The 21,989-nt window shown below is 40.4% G+C and carries 19 protein-coding genes; 4 read left to right on the top strand and 15 right to left on the bottom strand.

Annotated elements, in window-relative coordinates:
• Nucleotides 1–66: 66 nt before the first annotated feature.
• On the bottom strand, nt 67–594 hold the full coding sequence (locus AC4BAP_RS03140; RefSeq protein WP_490581165.1) for an O-acetyl-ADP-ribose deacetylase: 528 nt from the start codon (nt 592–594) through the stop codon (nt 67–69).
• A 200-nt stretch (nt 595–794) separates the two neighbouring features.
• Between AC4BAP_RS03140 and AC4BAP_RS03145 the strand changes: the two genes are divergently transcribed.
• From AC4BAP_RS03145 to fahA, 3 genes are all read left to right on the top strand, one after another.
• Nucleotides 795–1,898, top strand: coding sequence for an Mrp/NBP35 family ATP-binding protein (locus AC4BAP_RS03145; RefSeq protein WP_490581166.1), 1,104 nt, complete (start codon nt 795–797; stop codon nt 1,896–1,898).
• Nucleotides 1,899–1,904: 6 nt separating this feature from the next.
• Nucleotides 1,905–2,171, top strand: coding sequence for a NifU family protein (locus AC4BAP_RS03150; RefSeq protein ID WP_490581167.1), 267 nt, complete (start codon nt 1,905–1,907; stop codon nt 2,169–2,171).
• Between the two features lie 178 nt (nt 2,172–2,349).
• Nucleotides 2,350–3,621, top strand: a complete 1,272-nt coding sequence (fahA, locus tag AC4BAP_RS03155; RefSeq protein ID WP_490581168.1) for a fumarylacetoacetase — start codon at nt 2,350–2,352, stop codon at nt 3,619–3,621.
• Between the two features lie 218 nt (nt 3,622–3,839).
• Here fahA and AC4BAP_RS03160 read toward each other — a convergent pair whose 3' ends face one another.
• The 14 genes from AC4BAP_RS03160 to AC4BAP_RS03225 form a co-directional block, all read right to left on the bottom strand.
• Nucleotides 3,840–5,783, bottom strand: a complete 1,944-nt coding sequence (locus AC4BAP_RS03160) for a polysaccharide biosynthesis protein (protein ID WP_490581169.1) — start codon at nt 5,781–5,783, stop codon at nt 3,840–3,842.
• Nucleotides 5,784–6,269: 486 nt separating this feature from the next.
• Nucleotides 6,270–7,400, bottom strand: a complete 1,131-nt coding sequence (locus AC4BAP_RS03165) for a DegT/DnrJ/EryC1/StrS family aminotransferase (RefSeq protein ID WP_490581170.1) — start codon at nt 7,398–7,400, stop codon at nt 6,270–6,272.
• Nucleotides 7,400–8,179 carry a methionyl-tRNA formyltransferase gene (locus AC4BAP_RS03170; protein WP_490581171.1) on the bottom strand — a complete coding sequence of 260 codons (780 nt, stop codon included), beginning with the start codon at nt 8,177–8,179 and terminating at the stop codon, nt 7,400–7,402. Before AC4BAP_RS03170 ends, AC4BAP_RS03165 begins: the two co-directional genes overlap by 1 nt.
• Nucleotides 8,176–8,538, bottom strand: a complete 363-nt coding sequence (locus tag AC4BAP_RS03175; protein ID WP_490581172.1) for a hypothetical protein — start codon at nt 8,536–8,538, stop codon at nt 8,176–8,178. The genes AC4BAP_RS03170 and AC4BAP_RS03175 overlap by 4 nt, the downstream gene beginning before the upstream one ends.
• Nucleotides 8,531–9,139: a sugar transferase gene (locus AC4BAP_RS03180; protein ID WP_490581173.1), complete on the bottom strand. Its 609-nt coding sequence runs from the start codon at nt 9,137–9,139 to the stop codon at nt 8,531–8,533. The genes AC4BAP_RS03175 and AC4BAP_RS03180 overlap by 8 nt, the downstream gene beginning before the upstream one ends.
• A gap of 3 nt (nt 9,140–9,142) precedes the next feature.
• Entirely contained in the window at nt 9,143–10,294 is a 1,152-nt protein-coding gene (locus AC4BAP_RS03185; RefSeq protein WP_490581174.1) for a glycosyltransferase family 4 protein, read from the bottom strand.
• On the bottom strand, nt 10,291–10,701 hold the full coding sequence (locus AC4BAP_RS03190) for an acyltransferase (protein WP_490581175.1): 411 nt from the start codon (nt 10,699–10,701) through the stop codon (nt 10,291–10,293). Before AC4BAP_RS03190 ends, AC4BAP_RS03185 begins: the two co-directional genes overlap by 4 nt.
• Nucleotides 10,702–10,825: 124 nt before the next feature.
• Nucleotides 10,826–12,019: a glycosyltransferase family 4 protein gene (locus tag AC4BAP_RS03195; RefSeq protein ID WP_490581176.1), complete on the bottom strand. Its 1,194-nt coding sequence runs from the start codon at nt 12,017–12,019 to the stop codon at nt 10,826–10,828.
• Nucleotides 12,020–12,136: 117 nt separating this feature from the next.
• Nucleotides 12,137–13,492 carry an O-antigen polysaccharide polymerase Wzy gene (gene wzy / locus AC4BAP_RS03200; protein ID WP_490581177.1) on the bottom strand — a complete coding sequence of 452 codons (1,356 nt, stop codon included), beginning with the start codon at nt 13,490–13,492 and terminating at the stop codon, nt 12,137–12,139.
• A gap of 77 nt (nt 13,493–13,569) precedes the next feature.
• Complete coding sequence (locus tag AC4BAP_RS03205) at nt 13,570–14,883, bottom strand: lipopolysaccharide biosynthesis protein (protein WP_490581178.1); 1,314 nt, start codon at nt 14,881–14,883, stop codon at nt 13,570–13,572.
• A gap of 124 nt (nt 14,884–15,007) precedes the next feature.
• Nucleotides 15,008–15,994 (bottom strand): SDR family oxidoreductase, encoded by a 987-nt coding sequence (locus AC4BAP_RS03210; protein WP_490581179.1) that lies wholly within the window; start codon nt 15,992–15,994, stop codon nt 15,008–15,010.
• Nucleotides 15,995–16,108: 114 nt separating this feature from the next.
• Nucleotides 16,109–17,413, bottom strand: coding sequence for a nucleotide sugar dehydrogenase (locus tag AC4BAP_RS03215; protein WP_490581180.1), 1,305 nt, complete (start codon nt 17,411–17,413; stop codon nt 16,109–16,111).
• Between the two features lie 42 nt (nt 17,414–17,455).
• Nucleotides 17,456–19,810, bottom strand: coding sequence for a GumC family protein (locus AC4BAP_RS03220; protein ID WP_490581181.1), 2,355 nt, complete (start codon nt 19,808–19,810; stop codon nt 17,456–17,458).
• 12 nt (nt 19,811–19,822) lie between these two features.
• Nucleotides 19,823–20,602, bottom strand: coding sequence for a polysaccharide biosynthesis/export family protein (locus tag AC4BAP_RS03225; protein ID WP_490581182.1), 780 nt, complete (start codon nt 20,600–20,602; stop codon nt 19,823–19,825).
• Between the two features lie 429 nt (nt 20,603–21,031).
• On the opposite strand from AC4BAP_RS03225, the gene AC4BAP_RS03230 reads away from it, so the two are divergent.
• On the top strand, nt 21,032–21,937 hold the full coding sequence (locus AC4BAP_RS03230) for a flavin reductase family protein (RefSeq protein ID WP_490581183.1): 906 nt from the start codon (nt 21,032–21,034) through the stop codon (nt 21,935–21,937).
• The last annotated feature ends 52 nt before the right edge of the window (nt 21,938–21,989 follow it).

The following is a 21,989-nucleotide window of genomic DNA, read 5'->3' on the forward strand; positions in this document are numbered from 1 at the left end:
ATCTCCCTTAATCAGTCAATTGTAAATAAAATAACAATTTAACAATCTGACAATTCAACAATTAAATTACTCACTCAAAATTGAATTGTAAAGCGCGTAATTTTCTTCATCGAAGCACACAAATGTAACTGACCTGATGTTGGATGGGTTGTTCTCAAGATACTCCCGGATGGCATTTACAGCAACTTTAGCAGCTTTATCTTTGGGGTAACCATAAACGCCTGTGCTGATGTTCGGGAAGGCTATACTTGTCAGCTGTTTTTCGGAGGCAAGGCGCAGGCTGTTTCGGTAGCAGTTTGCCAGCTTTTCTTCCTCATTGTGGGTTCCGCCTCTCCAAACCGGGCCTACTGTATGGATGACATACTTTGCCGGCAACTCGCCTGCAGTAGTAATAACAGCTTCTCCGGTTTTACATTCGCCCTGCCTGGCAACAATCAGCTTACATTCTTCAAGTATGGCTGGACCTCCTGCCCGGTGAATAGCACCATCTACACCGCCGCCTCCCATCAGGCTATTGTTTGCTGCATTTACAATGGTATCTACATCCTGTTTTGTGATATCGCCTTGTATTACCTCAATTTTAACTTCGCTCATAGTTTTGTATTTATTACCGTTGCAAAGTATAAAACGAGGGCAGTTACTCAATCGTTATCAGTCTTTTGATTCATCATCTAAGTAAATAAAAATAAACTGACTAACCCCATACTTGTTAGTACATAAAGCCTACATGTGTTATTGGCAATTTTTGTTTGTATCTTTGCATTTGAATTGCAAAAGCAGCTCGATTTTAATTTATGGCGATTACAAAAGAAGATATATTAAAAGCACTTAGCTATGTAGAGGAGCCGGATCTGGGCAAGGACCTGGTTACCCTGAACATGGTTGACGAGGTGGAAGTGAATGGTAAAGACGTGAGCTTTACAGTTATACTTACCACGCCTGCCTGCCCGCTTAAAGACCTTATCCGAAACGCCTGTGTTACAGCCATTCATACGATGGTTGACAAAGAGGCAAACGTTACGGTTAACATGACCTCACGCGTTACTTCCGGCCGTGGAGATACTTCTGAAGTACTTCGTGGTGTGAAGAACATTATTGCGGTGGCATCAGGTAAAGGCGGTGTAGGCAAGTCTACGGTTACCACCAACCTGGCTATTGCACTGGCTCAGTCTGGGGCAAAAGTTGGTTTGATCGATGCGGATATCTCAGGACCATCTATCCCAACCATGTTTGGCGTTGAGAACGAGCGTCCGCACATGGTACAGGGCGACCACGGCAAGAACTATATTATGCCCGTAGAGCAGTACGGTGTTAAAATGATGTCGATCGGCTTCCTGACTCCTGCTGACGGTGCTGTAGTATGGCGCGGCCCGATGGCCAGTTCTGCGCTGCGTCAGTTTATTTCTGATGTGGAGTGGGGTGAGCTGGACTACCTGCTTCTGGACCTGCCTCCGGGAACATCAGACATCCACCTTACTATGGTACAAGCGCTGCCTGTAACTGGTGCCGTTATTGTAACAACACCCCAAAAAGTAGCTTTGGCTGATGCCGTTAGAGGTCTGCAAATGTTCCGACAGCCTCAGATCAATGTGCCTGTTTTGGGTATAGTTGAGAACATGGCATACTTTACCCCTGCAGAACTGCCCGAGAACAAATACTACATTTTTGGAGAAGGCGGCGGCATGAGCCTGGCTGCAAAGTATGAGGTGCCGTTGTTGGGCCAGGTGCCAATTGTGCAAAGTATACGTGAATGCGGCGATGCGGGCTCACCGGTAGTATTACAGAACGATTCTCCGGCATCCGGTGTTTTCAAAGAGTTGGCCCAGGCTGTTGCGCAGCAAGTATCAGTGCGTAACGCTACACTGGCAAAAACAAAACCTGTTGAAATTAAAAGCTAATTATACATGGCAGCTGTAAACATAGATCAAGATTTCATGCTCCGCATCGAAGATGCCCTAGACCAGATCAGGCCTTACCTGGAAGCTGACGGTGGAAATGTGAAAGTACTGGAGGTAACCGACGACATGGTGCTGAAGCTGGAATTGCTGGGTGCCTGTGGTTCATGCCCGATGTCTTCCATGACACTAAAAGCAGGTGTAGAGCAGTCTGTGCTAAAGGCTGTACCTGAAATAAAAGCTGTAGAGGCTGTAAATGTAACCTCAGCCATTTAATCATACTTCAGCTCCCGAAAGCGGAAGCCTCTGTAAATGCAGGGGCTTCCGCTTTTTTGTTTCATTACCTGAACAGGCATGCCTTACCAAACGTTAAGGTTAAGGCCATGTGCACTGGTGCGTACTTTACCTTCCACTCAAAAAAAACTATATTTGCCTTTGTAAAATAACCCATACTATGATCAAAGCGAACGATCCTTCCCTGCACTCCTGGATAGAAATAGCGCCAAACAGCGACTTCCCGATACAAAACCTTCCATTCGGTATTTTCAGGACCCCAACCAGAGATCCGCGGGTGGGTGTAGCCATCGGAGAATACATACTTGACTTGTGTGTAGTGGCGCAGCACAATCTGTTTGAGCTGATTGACATTGACCCTACAGTTTTCCACAGGCCTTATCTGAATGACTTTATTGCACTTGGAAAGCCGATCTGGCGTGCAGTGCGCAACCGGGTATCGCAATTACTTCGCAACGACAACGAGGAAATAAGCGGCAGCAGCGACCTGATTCGCGAGTGCCTGGTTTTGCAGAGCGACGCGGAAATGCTGATGCCAGTTAAAGTACAGAATTATACTGATTTCTACAGCAGCATAGAGCATGCCACCAACGTGGGCACCATGTTCCGCGACCCTAAAAACGCCTTGCTGCCCAACTGGAAGCATATTCCGATCGGCTACCATGGCCGTGCCTCATCCATTGTTGTGTCTGGCACGCCTTTACACAGACCAAACGGGCAAACCAAAGCACCTGATGCCGATGCCCCTACTTTTGGCCCAAGCCGCCTGTTGGACTTTGAGTTGGAGGTTGCCTTCATCACGGGTAAAGAAACCAAACTAGGTGAAAGTATAAATCCGGACGAAGCCAGCGATTATATTTTTGGTCTGGTGCTGTTTAATGATTGGTCTGCAAGGGATATTCAGACTTGGGAGTATGTTCCGCTGGGACCATTCCTGGCGAAAAGCTTTGGTTCTTCTGTTTCTCCGTGGGTGGTTACGCTGGATGCGCTGGAGCCATTTAAGGTGAAAGGCCCTGAGCAAGACCCCGAGCCGCTTCCTTACCTTAAGTTCCATGGTAACCATAACTACGACATTAACTTAGAGGTGCTGATTAAACCTGAAGGCGGGAAAGAGAATAGTATTTGCCGTTCTAACTACAAGTATATGTACTGGAACATGAACCAGCAACTGGCACACCAAAGCAGCAATGGCTGCAACATCCAGGTTGGCGACATGTATGCTTCCGGCACTATCAGCGGCGCCGAAAAAGATTCATATGGCTCTATGCTGGAGTTAACATGGCGCGGCACCAACCCAATCAAATTATCAGACGGCACCGAACGCAAGTTCATCAATGATCACGATGAGGTGATCATGCGCGGTTTTGGTGAACGCAACGGCATCCGTATTGGGTTTGGAGAGGTAAGAGGTAAGATACTGCCTGCTCTGTAAGGTATAGTTTTAATATCGTAAGAGACTCTGTAAAAATATTTATAGAGCCTCTTTATTTTAGCAGGTTTCGAACAGACTGAATTAATTTAGTTAGAATCAAAATTTATAAGATTCAATGAGAGGGGTTAGGGGTGGTTGGACCCGAAGCTGTACTCAATCCTAATCCCAATAAAAAAAGCCCCTGCAGGTTTATACTAGCAGGGGCTTCCTAATATCATTTAGGCGATGCGTTTTATCTCTTCATCCAACTCCTCATACTTTGAGTTCTTGCTCAGGAACTCAGGCACAATGTCTTTCATCTTTTTAACCGCCTGGAACTCCTCGTTATTCTTATTAAGTGCGATCAGCTCATTTATATCGTGCACCACCTGGTTGTAGCTATACTTCCGAACCTTCGATATCTTAATTTTCCTGTGATGGGTTGGTATAGTAGTTTCCTCCTCGTTCAGCAATTCTTCAAAGAGCTTCTCCCCTGGCCTTAACCCGGTATACACAATGTCGATATCAATACCAGGTGTTAAACCTGCTAGTTTGATCATCTTTTTGGCCAGATCAACAATTTTAACCGGCTCACCCATATCAAAAATAAAGATTTCACCGCCGTTGCCCATCGTACCGGCCTCCAATACCAGCTGCACTGCCTCCGGTATGGTCATAAAGTAGCGGGTGATATCCGGATGTGTTACTGTTATCGGTACTCCACGCTCGATCTGCGCCCTGAATCGCGGGATCACGGAACCATTAGACCCCAGCACATTCCCGAATCGGGTAGTGATGAATTTGGTTTGTGGCAAACGCTTTCCGCCAGCCGATATCCTTTGCAGTTTCTCAGAGCCCAGGTTATTAAGCGATTGGGTATAAATCTCCGCGATGCGCTTGGATGCCCCCATGATGTTTGTAGGATTAACCGCCTTATCCGTAGAGATCATCACGAACTTCTCTACATCAAATGTCATAGACAGGTCAGCGAGGTTTTTGGTACCGAGTACGTTCGTAAGTATAGCTTCAGATGGATTGTTCTCCATCATAGGTACATGCTTGTAAGCGGCAGCATGGTATACGATCTCAGGAGTATGCTCTTTAAAAAGGGTATACATCCTGTTAAAATTCTGTATGTTACCAATGCTGATCACGACATTGGCATTCGGGTACTGCTCTTCTACTTCCAGCTGCAGCTCGTGCAAAGGAGATTCTGCCTGATCGAAAAGTATAACCAAAGCCGGATCATAAGCCAGTACCTGGCGCACAACCTCAGACCCGATAGAGCCGGCAGCCCCTGTAATCAGTACGCGTTTGCCACACAGGTCTGCTGAAATACGGTCGTTCTCAATTACAATGGGAGGTCGCTGCAGCAGGTCTTCTATTCTCAGATCTTGGATTTGGTTCGCCCTCAGCTTACCTGACATCCACTGCTCTGCAGGTGGCACTGTTACAACTTTTATCCCTAGCTCAACACAACGCTCAATTGTTTCTTTCTTAGTCTCCGCCTTCAGGTCCTCACTCATTACTACCAGTTTGTCAACATTAAAGCGCTCCGCGACCTTCTCAATATCATTGATATGGTACACGCGTTTCTGGTGTATGTCTTTATCTACTTTGCTGGCATTCTCCTCAATAAACCCTACGATCACGTACCTGCCCATTCCGCTGGTTTCAAGGGCCTGCTTCACAAGAATCGAATAGCCATTGGCACCATAGATCAGCACACGCTCTTTCTTATCAGTGGTATTGCGTTTTATAAAATGAAATAGGTTTTTAGCGCCGATGCGAAGCAGCACTAAAATGGATGCGGAGATAAAAAAGTTAATAAGCAGTACCACATAAACGTTAATGGAATCTAAGCGATAAACAGGCTTAAGCAGAAACGTAAAAACACTGCCATAGATAAGACTGACAGTTAATACCCCGGAGAAGATCCTGACCACATCCTGGGTACTGGAATAGCGAATCAAACCCGTATGGATGCGCATCGCATAAAAGGTACAAAGGCAAATGAATGCATAGGCTCCTACAAGTATGAAAAAATGCCCCCGCAGCATCTGCGAAAATTCAAACTGTGCAATAATAAAGTAGGAGAAAATAAAAGCCCAGGTCGTAATCACCTGGTCAGCAAGCAGGATAAGGCTCTTGGGCAGAGATTTATTAAGTAAGAATATTTTCATGTAAGGGTGAAGCTGTACAATAGATTTTATACTTCGTTAAGCCATTTGCCTCGCTAAAATTAGAAATAAAATTGCACAGATTTGATATTGCAAATGTGAATTATATGTTAAGAATTAATTTTCTTTATAATTCAATTCAGCGTATAGGTATAATTATATTTTAATTCATTTGATCACCTCTCTGTCTCCAGAAACATCCCACAACAAGTCAATTACAATGATTAGCAAGCTCTTAAGATTAACAACACAATCATTTCTAAAAAGAAATTCTATAGTTTTTTTTAACTAAAAGCCGTAGGAATTCTGAGATAAAAAACAATTATTCCAGCAAGTATAAATATAACTTTTACAACACAAAGCAGAACTTACTATTGCCAGCTTATTTAAACTTATACAATAACAACTGTTGTACTAGTGGTGGCCAAAGACAAAACGCCCTGACAATAAGCAATTAAATTACATACTTGTCAGGGCGATAAAAAAGATTTATGCGATAGCGCAAACAGCAGCAATTGTCTCTGCTATCTTGGCTTTTTCGGTTGGGGTTAAATTAGATCCGGAAGGAAGGCAAAGGCCTTTGTCAAAAAGCATTTCACTGGTTCCATCTCCGTAAAAAGGTGCATCCGCAAAAACAGGCTGGAGATGCATTGGTTTCCACAAAGGTCTGCTCTCAATATTCTCTTTTTCAAGGGCTAACCTGATAACTTCACGGTTTAAAGCTCCGTCAGCCACCAACACAGTTGTTAACCACCGATTAGAGTAGTAGTCCGGTGTAGGCTCTTTTGGAAACGTAAAGAGGCTCGCATCCAACTGATCCTTATAGAAAGTATAATTTGCTCTCCTGGCATCAACTCTGTCCTGCAGCACCTCCATTTGCCCACGACCTATACCAGCGCAAACATTGCTCATGCGGTAGTTGTATCCAATGTGCGAGTGTTGGTAGTGTGGCGCATTGTCTCGTGCCTGTGTAGCCAGGAAACGTGCTTTTTTTATCCATTCTTCGTTATTGGAAACCAAAGCACCGCCTCCAGAAGTAGTAATGATCTTGTTGCCGTTAAACGAAAGTATGCTCATGGCACCAAAAGTACCAAGCTTTCTGCCCTTATAACTCGAACCCAGTGCCTCTGCTGCATCCTCCACCACCGGAATCTCATACTTATCGGCAATCGCCATGATACGATCCATCTCAGCTGGCATGCCGTACAAGTGCACCACAATAATGGCTTTCGGCTTTTTGCCTTTGCTGATCCTGTCCTGAATAGCCGCCTCCAGGTACTCCGGCGACATGTTCCAGGTGCGATCTTCGCTGTCTACAAAAACAGGCGTTGCTCCCTGGTATGCAATTGGGTTGGCAGATGCAGAAAACGTCATAGACTGACAAATTACCTCATCCCCGGCCTTTACACCAAGTATGATCAAAGCCAGATGTAAGGCAGCTGTACCTGAACTCAGCGCCGCCACATGCACATTATTACCTAGGTAGTTAGCCAGATCATTCTCAAACCCATCTACATTCGGGCCAAGCGGTGCGATCCAGTTTGTATCAAAAGCTTCTTTTACGTACTTCTCTTCCGTACCTCCCATGTGCGGGGAAGAGAGCCATATTTTATTATTCATTATATTTCTATTGAATTATCTTCTTCTATAATCTGCATCTGAACCCGATACTTTTTTCCATTTTCTTCAAAGTATGCCGCTTCTGCCAGAGAGTTTGTCGTTAAGGCTCTCAGCCTGTTTAGCAGCTCTTCCGCTTTATACTCTTTGTCAAGAAATATTTTCTGAATCTCAGGCTTAAAAAGATCTTTCCGATTATGAGATGTACCAAGACTTAAATCTTGCACCTGACGAGTTGGTTTTAGTTTAAGTATAGATGGCAAAGCTTCTTTAAACACATCTAATTCTAAATCCTTAAGCCTCCTGTACAAGCTATTTGCGGTGTCATTTGGCAGTACATCTAACTTTTTCTGATGTATTATGTCACCTGCATCTACTTCCTCAGACATGAAATGTAAAGTTGCTCCGATTGGAGTTCCTTCTAAAATAGCCCAGGTAGGTGTATGCCATCCCCTGTTATAAGGCAGGTAGGCAGGATGTAGATTCAGAAACCCAATTTTAGGTATATCCAGCACATTTTTCCGTATGATATAGGGGAAATGAATACCAATTATATAATCTGGTTGCAACTCTTCAAAAAGAGCAATTGCTTCTGTAGTCTTAAAATCTCCCCCTCTAAAAATTAGCTCTTGAGGTAATCCGCTTAACGTAATCAGTTCCTCCGCATGTGAAGCTCTGTCTTCTCCAGAAACTAATAATGCTGCTGGTTCATAGCCTTGCTGCGTTAGATGATTTAAGACGCTTACCGCTATATCACGGTCACCTGCAAAAATATACTTCATACTTTAATTTTGTTATAGGCCTCCAAAAACGACTCTTTCGCCTCTCTTGGAAATGGTGAACTACCTTGAAACCTTTCAAAAACAAATGTAGTGGAAAGAGAAGGGTTTAATTCCTGTACAAGTTCATCAAACTGTGCCATCCATGCATCATAATGGGCGATAAGCTCAAGGGCATAAATACTTTGCTCATCATCAAATAGACCTAAGTTTACTTCAAGCAGCTGATAGATTCTATCATTTGCCTTTCTAATTGCAGTTGCATAAAGGAAAATTTTCTCTTTTAGATAATTTGCATAAGCATTATCAGCTCTCTTAAACTGATAATATAGTTCTTTCAGAACAACCTGATTCTCACTCATAATTTCCAGTAAAGTATTGCACAGTAGCCTGCCCCTCCTGGTTGATTCCTTCAGATCTAAATACTTTTATTATAGTTAGCCACACAATTTTTAAATCCAGTAATGAACTGCAGTTATCGACATACCACACATCGTACTCAAACTTTTTGCTCCAGCTTATAGTATTTCTACCGTTAACCTGTGCCCATCCTGTTATACCTGGTCTTACCTCATGCCTTCTCCTTTGCTGTTTGTTGTATAATGGCAGATACTCAACCAGCAAAGGTCGTGGCCCTATAAGACTCATGTCTCCCTTAATAACATTTAGTAGTTGTGGAATTTCATCCAAAGAAGTCTTGCGTACAAATTTGCCTATAGCTGTAAGCCTTTTGTCATCTGGCAGAAGGTTGTCATTAGCATCTTTAAGATCGTTCATTGTTTTAAACTTAATAACGCGAAAGATCTTACCATATTTACCAGGGCGTGGCTGCAGGAAAAATGGTTTTCCATGATTTACAATTGTAAGGCATATAGTTACAATAGCAAAAATGGGAAGGGCTATTATAAATGCAATTGAAGCACAAGTAAAATCAATGAGGCGCTTGAAGAGTTCTTTGTACATGTACTAACTTTTGCTTAACAACGATTTATATAATATAAGTTGCTCATTCCAGATAACCTCATTTGGAAAAAAAGTCCACGCTCTTTTTCGTGCATTTATTCCGTGCTGTGCCCTTTCATTCGGATGTGATATATAGTACTCAATTTTGTCCTTTAAATCACTAATTGATTTAGATTTAAATAAAAGTCCAGAAAAGTTATCTTCTATTGCATCCTTGCAACCTGAAATATTTGAGGCGACAGCTGGAACTCCCATTGCAGCACTTTCTATAATAACATTTCCAAAACCTTCTCTATAAGATGGTAAAACCAGAAGATCCATTAAAGGATAAAAAACCTGTACTTCAGAGACTTTACCTACAAGAATAACATCTTTATCGTTTTTTAACTTTTCAATGACAGCTACGGGCAAAGCATCATCAACTTCCTCTGGACCAATGAGTAAAAGTTTAATTTTATACAGCTCCTTTAGATCAGTAAATGCTTTATATAATTCACTAATTCCTTTTTCCTTTACAATACGTCCAACAAAACCAATAACAAATGCATCATCCTCAATTTTAAATTTCACCTTTTGTTCCCTAATAATAGATAGATCTGGGTTTTTGGAGAACTTTTTGAGGTTTATTCCATTGCTACTTCCTTTATGAAATACTATACATTTACTCTCTTTAACTATATTTAACTTAACTGCCTCCGTCTTTAAAGAAGGACTAATTGAAATTATCCTATTAGATAACTTGCAACTTAATTTCTCAGTTAACTTAACAATTGACTTCTTTAGTCCATTAATAGAACTGGACCGTATACCTCGCAATGTAAATATACGCACAGGCACTCTACATAAATAAGCTGCAACCATTAAAATAAAGCCTGCCTTGGGAGTTCCAGCATTAACTATGTCAGGTTTAAAAGTTTTTATAAATTTTATAGACTGTATGAGAGCCTTGGCATCCTTTAAAATTGATATTTCTCTATGAAAAGAAAGAGGATAAAATTTACAGCCTTCTCTCTCTGCTAAACTGACCATTTCCTGGCCTTCAGAAGACAAAACAGCAACTTCAAATCCATTTTTTCTAAGGAAATTTGCTTGACCTTGTATCAAGACAGCACTAACAGAGTCTGTTACACCAATAACTATCTTAGGTTTATTCATAGTAGGTCTGCAGCAGATTTAATATCTCCTTCAGAGTCTTTATTCTCTTTAATAAATCTAGCAGGAACACCGCCATATATAGAGTTGTTCTGTGTATTAGATGCGACAAAGGCATTTGCTGCAATCAAATTGCCTTTCCCTATTTTTACACCACATTTAATAGATACATGAGAGGCTAGCCAACTGCCATAACCGACTACAACAGGTGCAGCTATGCTAGCTCCTTGTTTAACCGAATTATTTTTAAATGTATGTTGCAATGAGCTGATTACAACATATGGTCCCAACACTACTTCATCTTCCAATTTGATACCTCCAATAGCATTTAGCCAAACACCTTTCGCCAAATACACATTAGATCCAAGATTAAGTTTGTTTGGGTAATTTATTGTAACACCAGTAGCCAAAGTTAACCCTGTTCCACATTTGCCTATAAAAGGCTTTGACAAAATTCCTCTAAACCTAATTGTGTACCGGTTATCTGGTAATGCAGATGTTATAAATTGGACAAACCAGAATGGAATAGACCACCTAAGCAATACTATAATTTGCTTCATTTCTCTTTGTTGCCTCTCCCTTTAGAGTTTTTAAAACATTTATTCGTTTCATTTCTAATAAACTTTGAACAAAGTTACCAGCCATTTTATTAGAACGCTTCGCTAGTTCTAATAATTTATCCCTGTTTTTATGTAACTGTATTATTGTATCACTAAGAGCTCTATAATCATAGATGTCCACAAGTTGATCCTCTTCCAAAAGTTCAGCTATACCACCAGCTCTTGTTCCAATAGCTGGCAAGCCTCTAGACATTGCTTCAATCATAGCTCTAGGCATCCCTTCACTAGAGGAAGTCATTACAAAAATATCACTAGCATCTAATATATTGTTAATGTGTTGTCTTCCAGAAATATGACCATGAAATGTCACATGCTTAGTTATTCCTAAAGCATCACACAAGTTCTTTAGCATTCCTCTCTGTGGTCCATCTCCGACTAAGTTTAAATGTATTTTGCAACCATATTTTATTATAACACTTACGGCTTTCAACAACACATCATGGCATTTTACAGGAACAAGGCTACCGACCAGTACTAGCTGTAATATATCATTATATTTTGTTTTTGGTGATAGTAAATCGGTTTCTGGTAACCTAATGCTTGAAATCGATTCTGTCAGTATACCTTCTGAAACAGGATATTTGTTTTGAAGGTGCCCAAAGCTAACATAGCTACCAGTTGAAGCATATTTCGTAATCCTCCTACAATCTAAGGCCAACTTCTTTCCAACAACTCCTGCTAATACTTTCTTCATTAATCCATCCTGAGATGATTTAAGGGCTTCGACAGGATCTCCAATCATCTCAAACATCAAGGGTTTATTATATTTTACCGCAAACTTGAAAGCTTTTGATGAAAGTATGGACGGTATTCTCAGACAAATAGCATCCGAATTTTTTACTAACTTTGCTAACTGAGACTTTTCAGAAACTGATGGAAAAAAGAGCTGTTTAAAACTAGAAGCTTCATTAAACCAAAATTTTAGGCCACTACCACTCGATATAAGATAGTGTACGTTTTCATCATACTTCTTTTGACGAGCATACACGTTTAAAGTATCAAATATTTTTATGTAGTCTTGAAAGAAGCTATAATCAAAACAATAATCATCTAACACTTGATTCTTTGAAACTATAAACTTGTGATCTGTTACTATTAATAATTTCACTTAGTAATATTTATTTTTATATATAAAATTAAAATTAGGCAAGTTAAATCCCTTTTAGTCTATACTTTAGCAATAGTAAAAATTAACTTATATATCAACTTAGCTGTAGACAAACTATTAATAGACTTTTGATAATTTTGGTCTAACTACTCTGGTTATTAACATCATAAATAATAGAGGTATAACAATTTGCTTAATCAGAGGAGAAAAAAAAGTTGAAAAATCACCCCTCTGTGAGTAAACTGTAATTGGTATCAAAAAAATATACATAGTAAAAAAGATAGGGGAACTAAACGATTTTTTTAGAAATATCTTTATTACAAATGATAATATAAAATACCACAGAAAGACGCCTAAATACCCAAAATTTAAATATCCCTCTGCAACTAGACTGAGTCCGTAACCAAATCCTTTTGAAAATGCTTCTGGATAAAAAGTCCTATTGAACCACATGCTTGTGTTCTCAACATTTACAATAAAGACTGGCACTATACTCCTAATTATATCTGTGAGAAGAGAATAACCAAGCAAGAAGTCCCACGATGCACTATTAGCAAGCAATACGTCTAGGTTTCGACCTCCACTGATGAACTCATCAGTCATTAATGATACCATTAGCGACTCACCTTGTACATCTAAGCTTGAATCAATTTGGTTTGGGTTTAGTGATTTTAGAAAAGGAACACTTAATAAACCTATAAACATTGCAATGATATAGAATTGTACAGGTCTCTTCCTAAAAGTATAATCTATGAGTATGAACATAAGAAATACATATAAGATCATGTCTCTTTCAGAAAGTAGCACACCTGGTATTATATTTAAAAGAGCAATCAAAATCATAAGAGATAATATTCTTTTATCATAAAACCCTCGGCCTTTGTCATTGTTATGGATAATCTTTACTCTAATAAAGCAGTACCTAATTAATATAAATCCTATTACAACAGTCGCAATCTTGAAATAGGAGTAGTAAGTTGTCAAACCAGTCAAACGTGTATTTCCTTTAGACACATAACCACCACTAATTGCAAAAGCAGCTACGTCTATAAGAAAGTAGAAACAAGCTAACAATATTAAATATGCGCCCCACTTTTCGTACCTCATATTTATGATTGTATCAGATTTACTATCCCATTTGATATCAGTATTAAATTTAAAAGTCAAAAAAACTACATCAATAGCATATATAGCAACTACTGTGCAATTTAAAATTTGACTAGCATTGTAAACTCTATATAGACTTAATAACTCTCCAGCTATTACAAAAGTGCTGTGATATATATTTACAGAAACAGTCAACCATACTAGTGGGCTTAATATATCAAACTTAGCTTTAACAATGAGATAAAAATTGTAGCAAAACAGCAATAGAAGTTTTATTGTAACATCTTCGAATATGAAAATGCACAAGGCAAATATCCCCCCTAATATCGCACTAACAGGTGTGTTCGACAGCTTGCTATTTTGCATATTAATTTTGTTAATTCTTTCAATCTAACTAATCGTTACATCTTTTACTATACAAATCTTAACAGATTATTATTCAATTATATAACATTTAAAGTTGATTCCTTTAGCCACTCTTTTTCTGCTTGTTTTTTATATTTCGCAACTAATGTTTTAAGAACTATATACTGGAAAACACTCGTGAGACCTCCTGCCCAAACAGCACCCACCAGACCTAACATTCTAATCATAAAATAATTGCATACCAAGCAAAATAATAATAGAAAAATACTCACAGGTAACTGCACTTTAAATTTTTGAAAGGAGTACATTATATTATTATAAAAATAACTTGAATATGTAAAATATGACCCTATCAAGATAATAAGCAACAATTCCCATTTATCTACAAAATCAGAATTATATAATAACAACATAACATCATCAGCAAACGGAACTACAAGACCTATCATCATGAAGACTAATAAAAAGACTATTCTTAGGTTTTTATTTAATAATGAATCAAGTGTGTAATTATTTTTATTTTTTATTGCATCAGAGTACCTCGCTAAGGAATCTTGTGAAAGTGACTGCACAAGTAATCTACCAAATATTGTTATATACACTAAGCCTGAGAAAATTCCAACAGTTTTTTCATCTGTAAATTCTTCAAGAAGAAATCTTGGTATATTAGGTATTAAAGAAATAATCAAAGAAGAAACTCCTAAGCCAAAACCTGTTTTTAAAAGTATAGTAAAGGCATGCTTAGTACTATAACGACTTTGAGTCTTTTCTTTCTGGCTGCTGAGTCTGAAGTATACTGGCAAATCGTATAATATCAGACATAGCAAAAAAGATAAGCAGTAAAACAGTAGTGCTAAATTTAGATCTCTCGTAAACAATAGCACAAGAGTAAGAGAAGTTATTGATAATAAGGCCCTTACAAAAAGGGAAACACCTACAAGCTTTAGCCTCACATTCTTTTGTAAATAGCCATGAAATACATCTGAAATTGATTCAAATAATTTAACTAATCCAAAAATTAATAAATAATAAACATACTCATCTTCAATTAGATACGACATTACAAAAAGAGAAAGTATTAGTAAACAGTTTAAAGAAATTCTGATACTTAAGATTTGTAAAAAGCTAAAGGAATTATTACTATCTGTTACTTGTATATTCCTGAGTTGAAAGTTAAAGAAAAGACTCATTGGCGTAACAATAGCTAATATATAGGCCACAACCCCCATCTCGCTAGTCCCACTTAGCTTTGATATAGCAGAAAGTAAATACCATTGCGAAAATGCATAAGCACTATTGCCCAAGAAAGACCAGAATACGTTACCTTTGACTATTTTGATAATCTTTCCTTTATCAAACTTTATCATCGTATTTATAATTTCTACACTCATTGAGCTACTCCAAAACTTTAACGCTAAATCCAAATTGAAAGAAATTCATATACTATACATTATTATTGCTAAATTATTTTGTGAAGCTAAAAACTACAAGTAATACCTATTTTGTTAACTTTTACTAACTATTTCTTAGTTTATACCATGATAATGTTCTATTTATCCCATTAGTAATATCATATTTTGGTTGATAGTTTAATAGCCTCTCTGCTTTATTGATGTCAGCTAAACTATGCTTCACATCCCCTCTTCGTTCTTCCCGATAAAGTGCCTTAACATAAATCCCAGAAATCTCATTAATCCTACTCCACAACTCATTCAAAGTAGTTCGCTCCCCAAAAGCAACATTCACCACTTCATGCTGTGTTATATCAGCAGCTAACATTGCCTTAACATTCGCCTGCACAGCATTTTCCACAAATGTAAAATCACGGCTAGTTTCCCCATCTCCATTAATAAAAGGAGCTTCCCCTTTTAAAGCCGCTTCTATGAACAAAGGAATAACAGCCGCATAAGGTCCTTTCGGATTCTGCTTTGGACCAAACACATTAAAATAGCGAAGACCTATGGAATGGAAATCATAGGTTTTGGAGAATACATCTCCATACAATTCATTCACATATTTGGTAATGGCATAAGGAGAAAGTGGCTTTCCAATCTTATCTTCCACTTTAGGCAAGCCGGGATGATCGCCATAGGTGCTGGAGCTGGCGGCATATACCATGCGTTTAACCCCTGCATCACGAGCTGCTAACAACATGTTCAGGAAACCGCTTACATTTACATCATTACTGGTGATCGGGTCGTTGATAGAACGAGGCACAGAACCTAGAGCTGCCTGGTGGCTAACATAGTCAATTCCTTCTAATGCTTTTCTGCATGTTTCCAGGTCACGTATATCTCCTTCTATCAACTCAAAGGCAGGATTGCTCTTAAATTCCTCTATGTTCGCATGAGAGCCAGTAGCGAAGTTATCCAGTACTCTTACTTTACCTGCGCTATACTTTAACAGGTATTCAACTATATTTGAGCCTATAAAGCCGGCGCCTCCGGTTACTAGAAAGCTGTATTGGCTAAGATCTTCGGTATGGTAGGGAGTCTCGTACACGACTGGGGGAGAATTATGAGTGATGAATTAGAAATTATGAATGGGCAGAGTGAATATCCAACCACCCCTAACCCCTCCTTGGATAAGGAGGGGAATTATGATATAGTCAGTTGCTTACAGCCTTGCGTCTACTAGTTCTTTCGGCAACACACCTTTCACATCATAAATTACTGCGTTCTCTTTGCAGAGCTTACTTAATTCTAAGGACTTAAACTCCTCATGAGAAACGGCAAGAATGATTGCATCACAGTTTGTAGTTCCGTTAAGTTCTTTTACAGAATCCCAGCCATACTCATGTTTTACTTCTGCTGGTTCAGCCCAAGGGTCGTAGATGGTGATGTTCGTATCATAATCTCTCAGTGTTCGTAGGATGTCTACTACTTTGGTGTTGCGTACATCCGGGCAATTTTCTTTGAAAGTGATACCAAGCACTAAAATATTGGCTCCTTTTACTGGAATATCCTTTTTCACCATCATCTTGATCACCTCATGTGCTACATAATCGCCCATGCCATCATTTAAACGGCGTCCGGCAAGTATGATCTCTGGGTGGTAGCCAACTTCCTGTGCTTTCTGCGCTAAATAGTACGGATCAACGCCTATACAATGACCACCAACTAAGCCGGGTTTAAATTTTAGGAAGTTCCATTTAGTACCAGCTGCCTGAAGCACTTCGTCAGTATCAATATCCAGTCGGTTAAAGATCTTTGCAAGCTCATTAACGAAGGCAATATTGATGTCGCGCTGGGCATTTTCAATCACTTTGGCTGCCTCTGCTACTTTAATGCAAGTAGCTTTATGTGTACCAGCTAAAATAACCGCTTTGTAAAGTTGATCAACTTTCTCTGCTGCTTCTGGCGTAGAACCTGAAGTGATCTTAAGTATCTTGGCTACTGTATGTTCCTTATCACCCGGATTGATACGCTCCGGAGAGTAACCCGCAAAGAAGTCAACATTGAATTTTAATCCAGAAACACGCTCCAGAACAGGTACACATTCTTCTTCGGTAACGCCCGGGTAAACCGTTGACTCATAAATAACGATGTCGCCTCGCTTTAGCACCTTCCCTACTGTTTCACTTGCTTTATACAAAGGGGTAAGGTCGGGCCTGTTATGCTTATCAACAGGAGTTGGTACCGTAATAATGTAATAATTACAGCTCTCCAGTTTGCTTAAATCATTTGTACAGTATAAACCTATCGGAGTAGAGCAGTTATCTGTTAGTACAGCTTTTAACTTATCGTCTTCTACCTCAAGGGTGTGGTCGTGACCACTGTTAAGTTCATCTACTCTCGCCTGGTTAATATCGAAGCCAATAGTTTTAAACTTTTTAGCAAATTCTACTGCTAAAGGCAAACCAACGTAGCCTAAACCTATTACTCCAATTCTTGCGCCTTCTAACATCGCGTTATGAGCCATTTATATTTTAATTAATGTTGACGTACTAATTTAAAACTTGTATCAGGATAGATTTAATTGCTTCTTCTTCCCCGACTTTTTGACACCATTTGCCTCTTCCCCGTAGCCGTAGCCATACCCGTAACCATAACCATAGCCATTTTCTTTTCTTGCATCATTCAGGACAATCATCGGATGCACCAGCTTTCTGCTCTTAAAGATGTCGTCGATGATGCTGATCTGATTTTTGTGGGTATAGTTGTAGCGCACCAGGTAAATGCTGGAATCTATGTAAGGTGCCAGGGCAAGGGCATCTGCTACTTGGCCAACTGGTGATGTATCAATGATTATATAGTCGTAGATTGATTTCAGTTCTTCTATCAGCTTATCCACCTTTGGCAGTAGCATCAACTCTGTCGGGTTTGGAGGAATAGGACCAGACCCAATGATATCCAGGCCGTCGATACCTGGCACCGGCTTGATAATGTCTTCTATTGGTAGATAGTCAGAGATGAGGTAATTAGATACACCTATATCGTTTACAATACCCAGACTCTGCGACAATCTTGGTCTGCGGAGGTCGAAGCCGATTACTACCACCTTTTTACCTGTAAGCACTAAGCTTGCTGCCAGGTTTATACTGAAGAAGGTTTTCCCTTCGCCACTCATACTGGAAGTTACAAGTATAACACGGTTCTGTTTTCCAACGGTGGCAAACTGCAGGTTGGCCCTAATTAGGCGGAAAAGCTCTGATACAGGTCCGCGGCTGTCTTTGGTAACCACCAGTGTTTCTCCGGTGTAGTTATGTGCTATTTCACCAAGTATAGGGGTGGCAGTAGCATTCTCTACATCTTTGCTTTCCTGCACCTTGTCGTTTAACATATCGCGCACGTAGATGAAAGCAAATGGAACACCCAGACCTACTAAAAATGCCAGGAGGTAAATAAGCTGCTTCTTTGGTTTTACAGGAAGGTCGCCGGCAGTAGCAGAGTCGATAACCCTGGAGTTAGAAACTGTTGCCGCCAAGGATAATGCAGATTCTTCACGCTTCTGCAGCAAGTATAAGTACAGGCCTTCTTTTATACTTTGCTGCCTGTTGATTTCCAGCAACTCACGCTCAATGCCAGGCACTTTCTGTATCCTCGATTCAAACTGAGAAGAATTAGCACGGATGTTATTACGCGTTATAGCCAGGCTGCTTTTAATATTGCCCAGGTTTTCCAGGATATTGGTTCGCAGGTTTGCCAGCTGGTCGTTAACATTCTGCACGATTGGGTTGCTGGCCTGTGTGGTACGTAACAAGCGCTGACGTTCCAGCTGTAGTTCATTAAACTTTGCGATCAGGTTTAACAAAGTTGCGTCCTGAATGCTTAACGTGCTTGGTACCAGGTCAAACTGGTTTTTCTGATTATTGAGGTATGACTCAATAGAGTTAAGGACATCGATCTGAATCTCCAGTTCAGCGAGTTTCTTGTTATACTCACTGGCGCGCTCCAGGTACATTTTGGCCTCAGAGCTCACATCCGTCAACTCATTCTGGCGCTTGTAAGCCTCAACGTCTTTTTCAACTGTAGACAACTCTTCCGTCAGGTAGGTCAATCTGTCATCAATAAACTGAATGGTATTGGCAGCGATCTGGTTTTTGTCTTCCACTGCCTCTTTATTGTATACTTCAATCAGTTTGTCGATGATGGCAACTCCTTTTTCAGGAACCGCATCGGTTAGGCTGATGGTGAGTACACTTGCCTCTTTGTTTACAGGCGCCACAGTCAGACGCTGGTTATAGGCATTGGCAAGTTTTCTGATGTCGTGGAACTTAACGGTTACCTGACCTCCGTTCTTGTTGGCTAATGCCGGGGCGGCCAATACCGTAAAGGTGGCGTAATCCGTTTTGATCTGCTGACCATACTTGTGCGTGGTCAGGCTTTCTCCATCCTCAATCTCAAAGCTGTTGTTATCTTTAAGATATACAAGTATGGTTTTATTAAATGCGGCAGAGTCCAGGTCGCTTACGACCACTTTTATAGGTTGAGAGCGTCCAAACACCTCTGTGGTCTTTACACGACCTTCCACATAGAAGCTTGTATACAGCGACAGGTCAGTCAGCACACGCTGCATCAGGCTTTTCGACTTTAGAATCTGAATCTGGTTATCAAGGCTCTTGCTCGACTGGAAAATCTCAAGGTCGCTGAAGGCTGCGTTACTACCTAAAAGGTCCGGTCCTTTTTTATCGTCTTTGATCAACAGTGTGCTACTGATGCTGTACTCCGGCGTAGTATAACGCAAGTATAAAAACGCCACGATCATACTAAGCACCACGCCAATAGCAAACAAATACCAGTAACGCAGGTATTTGGCAACTATACTTTTTATATCAATCTGCTCAGACTCGAGCATGAATACTTCCTTCTCTGACATACCCGACCTGAATTATAGAAGTCTAGAAATAACGATGGTGATAACTGACATAGCGCCTACAAGCAGGGAAATATTGCGGGCATTGGTGCTTGCCTGAACCGCTCTGGCTTTGTCCGGCTCTACATACACAATGTCGTTTTGCTGAAGGTTAAAAAATGGCGATTGCAGGATCCCCTTGTCATTGAGATTTAACCTTGCCATTACCCTTTCGTCCTTGGTTTCACGAATCACCAGTACATTTTCCCTCTTACCAAAGGCTGTCATATCTCCTGCCATGCCCAGTGCCTCCAGCAAATTCACATTGCCATCTGCCACCTGGAACGTAGATGGCCTGTTCACCTCCCCGATCACGGTTACTTTAAAGTTGCGAAAGCGCACGTTTACAACTGGCTCTTTCAGATAGGTTTGCAGCTTTGCCGTAAGTCTGGTTTCAGCTTCTTCCCTTGTCATACCCTCCACCTGCACCTTTCCAAGTATAGGCAGCACCACAGAGCCTGATTTATCCACCAGGTAGCCTTCAGTTTCCTGCACACTGGCCACATTCCCGATACCGGCATTGCTTACAACCGGCAAGGTACCTCTATTAAAAAGTATGTTTGACTCCGGACTCAGGCTGGTAACATGGATGCTTAACAGGTCGCCGGGCTGGATTTTGGCTTCGGAGGTGTGCGTTACCTTTTCGGTATACACTGTGCTTTCGCGGAGGTTATCGAAATAGGCGAGGTTTCTGGAGCTACCGCACGATGCCAAAAGCAGCAGGCTTATGAAGTATGAAAGTATTTTATAGTTCATTTTCGAAGAATCACTTTAAGCCACTTGAATAATCAAACTTATTAAGTGGTGCCTGCAGCTTCAACCTCACTACAGATTTTCAAAATTATGAAAAAAGTATGATATCACACCCCTCAATTAAGGTTAAAATTGTGTGAAGAACCGAATTTCAAGCAGAATGATTCATTTTTATAAATATTTAACTTTTGACAAATTATAACTATTCAAACAATTGTTTCTATGTTTCTAGTATTTAAAAATTTGAATCATACGATACAGGCACGATGTAAAAGTATAGCCATACAAGTATAAATAAGCACTTCATACACATTGGCAAACTTGCTAAAACATAAATTGACGTGCTATTTATAAATTCAGGATTGATTATATGGGCTATAAAAAAGTAACTTGCCATTAAACCTGTTTTACAGCATAAACTAAGCGAGCATTATGTCGATCATAACCATAGACCCACGGGAAACCAAAACAGCGGAGGTACATGCCATGCTTTTAGGCGCTATTGCACCAAGGCCTATAGCCTTCGCCAGCACAACTGATCTGGAGGGCAATGTAAACCTGAGCCCTTTCAGTTTTTTTAATGTATTCAGCGCCAAGCCTCCTATACTTGTTTTCTCGCCGGCACGCCGTGTGCGCGACAATACCAGCAAGCATACTTTGGAGAATGCTGAACTGACAAAAGAGGTGGTCATCAATATTGCCAATTTTGATATTGTGGAACAGATGTCGCTGGCCAGCACGGAGTATGACCGTGGCATAAACGAATTCATCAAGTCCGGGTTAACGCCAGAGGCATCAGTATTGGTAAAAGCCCCACGTGTAAAAGAAGCCCCAGTAGCCTTCGAGTGCAAAGTAAACGACATTATCAGCCTTGGCCCAGAGGGTGGCGCAGGTAACCTGGTGATATGCGAGATGTTGCTGATGCATGTGAATGAAAGTATTCTTGACGATAACGGAAAGATCGACCCTTACAAACTGGATGCAGTAGCCAGAATGGGAGGTGATTATTACCTGCGCGCCAATGGCGATTGTATCTTTGAACTTCCGAAACCGATCCGCAACAAAGGGATTGGTGTAGACCAGCTGCCAGCTTTTATTCGCAACAGCCCTGTACTTACCGGCAATAACCTGGCCCGACTGGGAAACTCCGAATCTATTCCTGCCCCTGAAGAAGTGCTGAATTTTAAATCGGACCCGATCGTGGCATATACTTTCAGCAAATATCAGCATGACCACTCCAAGCTAAAGTATGAGTTAGTACTTTTAAGCAAGAAACTACTCGAAAACAACCAGGTAGAAGAGGCTTGGAAAGTGCTTTTGTTGAGTGACAAGGTGTAAAAGCAGAGATTTTTGATTCTTTTAAGCGCCGGTTCTAACCACCCCTGGCCCC

It is taken from the genome of Pontibacter sp. GD7, from assembly GCF_058216375.1.

Excerpts from the sequence above, each read along its gene's own strand:
- AC4BAP_RS03140 (WP_490581165.1), bottom strand. The coding sequence starts at position 594 with ATGAGCGAAGTTAAAATTGAGGTAATACAAGGCGATATCACAAAACAG.
- AC4BAP_RS03145 (WP_490581166.1), top strand. The coding sequence starts at position 795 with ATGGCGATTACAAAAGAAGATATATTAAAAGCACTTAGCTATGTAGAG.
- AC4BAP_RS03150 (WP_490581167.1), top strand. The coding sequence starts at position 1,905 with ATGGCAGCTGTAAACATAGATCAAGATTTCATGCTCCGCATCGAAGAT.
- fahA (WP_490581168.1), top strand. The coding sequence starts at position 2,350 with ATGATCAAAGCGAACGATCCTTCCCTGCACTCCTGGATAGAAATAGCG.
- AC4BAP_RS03160 (WP_490581169.1), bottom strand. The coding sequence starts at position 5,783 with ATGAAAATATTCTTACTTAATAAATCTCTGCCCAAGAGCCTTATCCTG.
- AC4BAP_RS03165 (WP_490581170.1), bottom strand. The coding sequence starts at position 7,400 with ATGAATAATAAAATATGGCTCTCTTCCCCGCACATGGGAGGTACGGAA.
- AC4BAP_RS03170 (WP_490581171.1), bottom strand. The coding sequence starts at position 8,179 with ATGAAGTATATTTTTGCAGGTGACCGTGATATAGCGGTAAGCGTCTTA.
- AC4BAP_RS03175 (WP_490581172.1), bottom strand. The coding sequence starts at position 8,538 with ATGAGTGAGAATCAGGTTGTTCTGAAAGAACTATATTATCAGTTTAAG.
- AC4BAP_RS03180 (WP_490581173.1), bottom strand. The coding sequence starts at position 9,139 with ATGTACAAAGAACTCTTCAAGCGCCTCATTGATTTTACTTGTGCTTCA.
- AC4BAP_RS03185 (WP_490581174.1), bottom strand. The coding sequence starts at position 10,294 with ATGAATAAACCTAAGATAGTTATTGGTGTAACAGACTCTGTTAGTGCT.
- wzy (WP_490581177.1), bottom strand. The coding sequence starts at position 13,492 with ATGCAAAATAGCAAGCTGTCGAACACACCTGTTAGTGCGATATTAGGG.
- AC4BAP_RS03205 (WP_490581178.1), bottom strand. The coding sequence starts at position 14,883 with ATGAGTGTAGAAATTATAAATACGATGATAAAGTTTGATAAAGGAAAG.
- AC4BAP_RS03215 (WP_490581180.1), bottom strand. The coding sequence starts at position 17,413 with ATGGCTCATAACGCGATGTTAGAAGGCGCAAGAATTGGAGTAATAGGT.
- AC4BAP_RS03220 (WP_490581181.1), bottom strand. The coding sequence starts at position 19,810 with ATGTCAGAGAAGGAAGTATTCATGCTCGAGTCTGAGCAGATTGATATA.
- AC4BAP_RS03225 (WP_490581182.1), bottom strand. The coding sequence starts at position 20,602 with ATGAACTATAAAATACTTTCATACTTCATAAGCCTGCTGCTTTTGGCA.
- AC4BAP_RS03230 (WP_490581183.1), top strand. The coding sequence starts at position 21,032 with ATGTCGATCATAACCATAGACCCACGGGAAACCAAAACAGCGGAGGTA.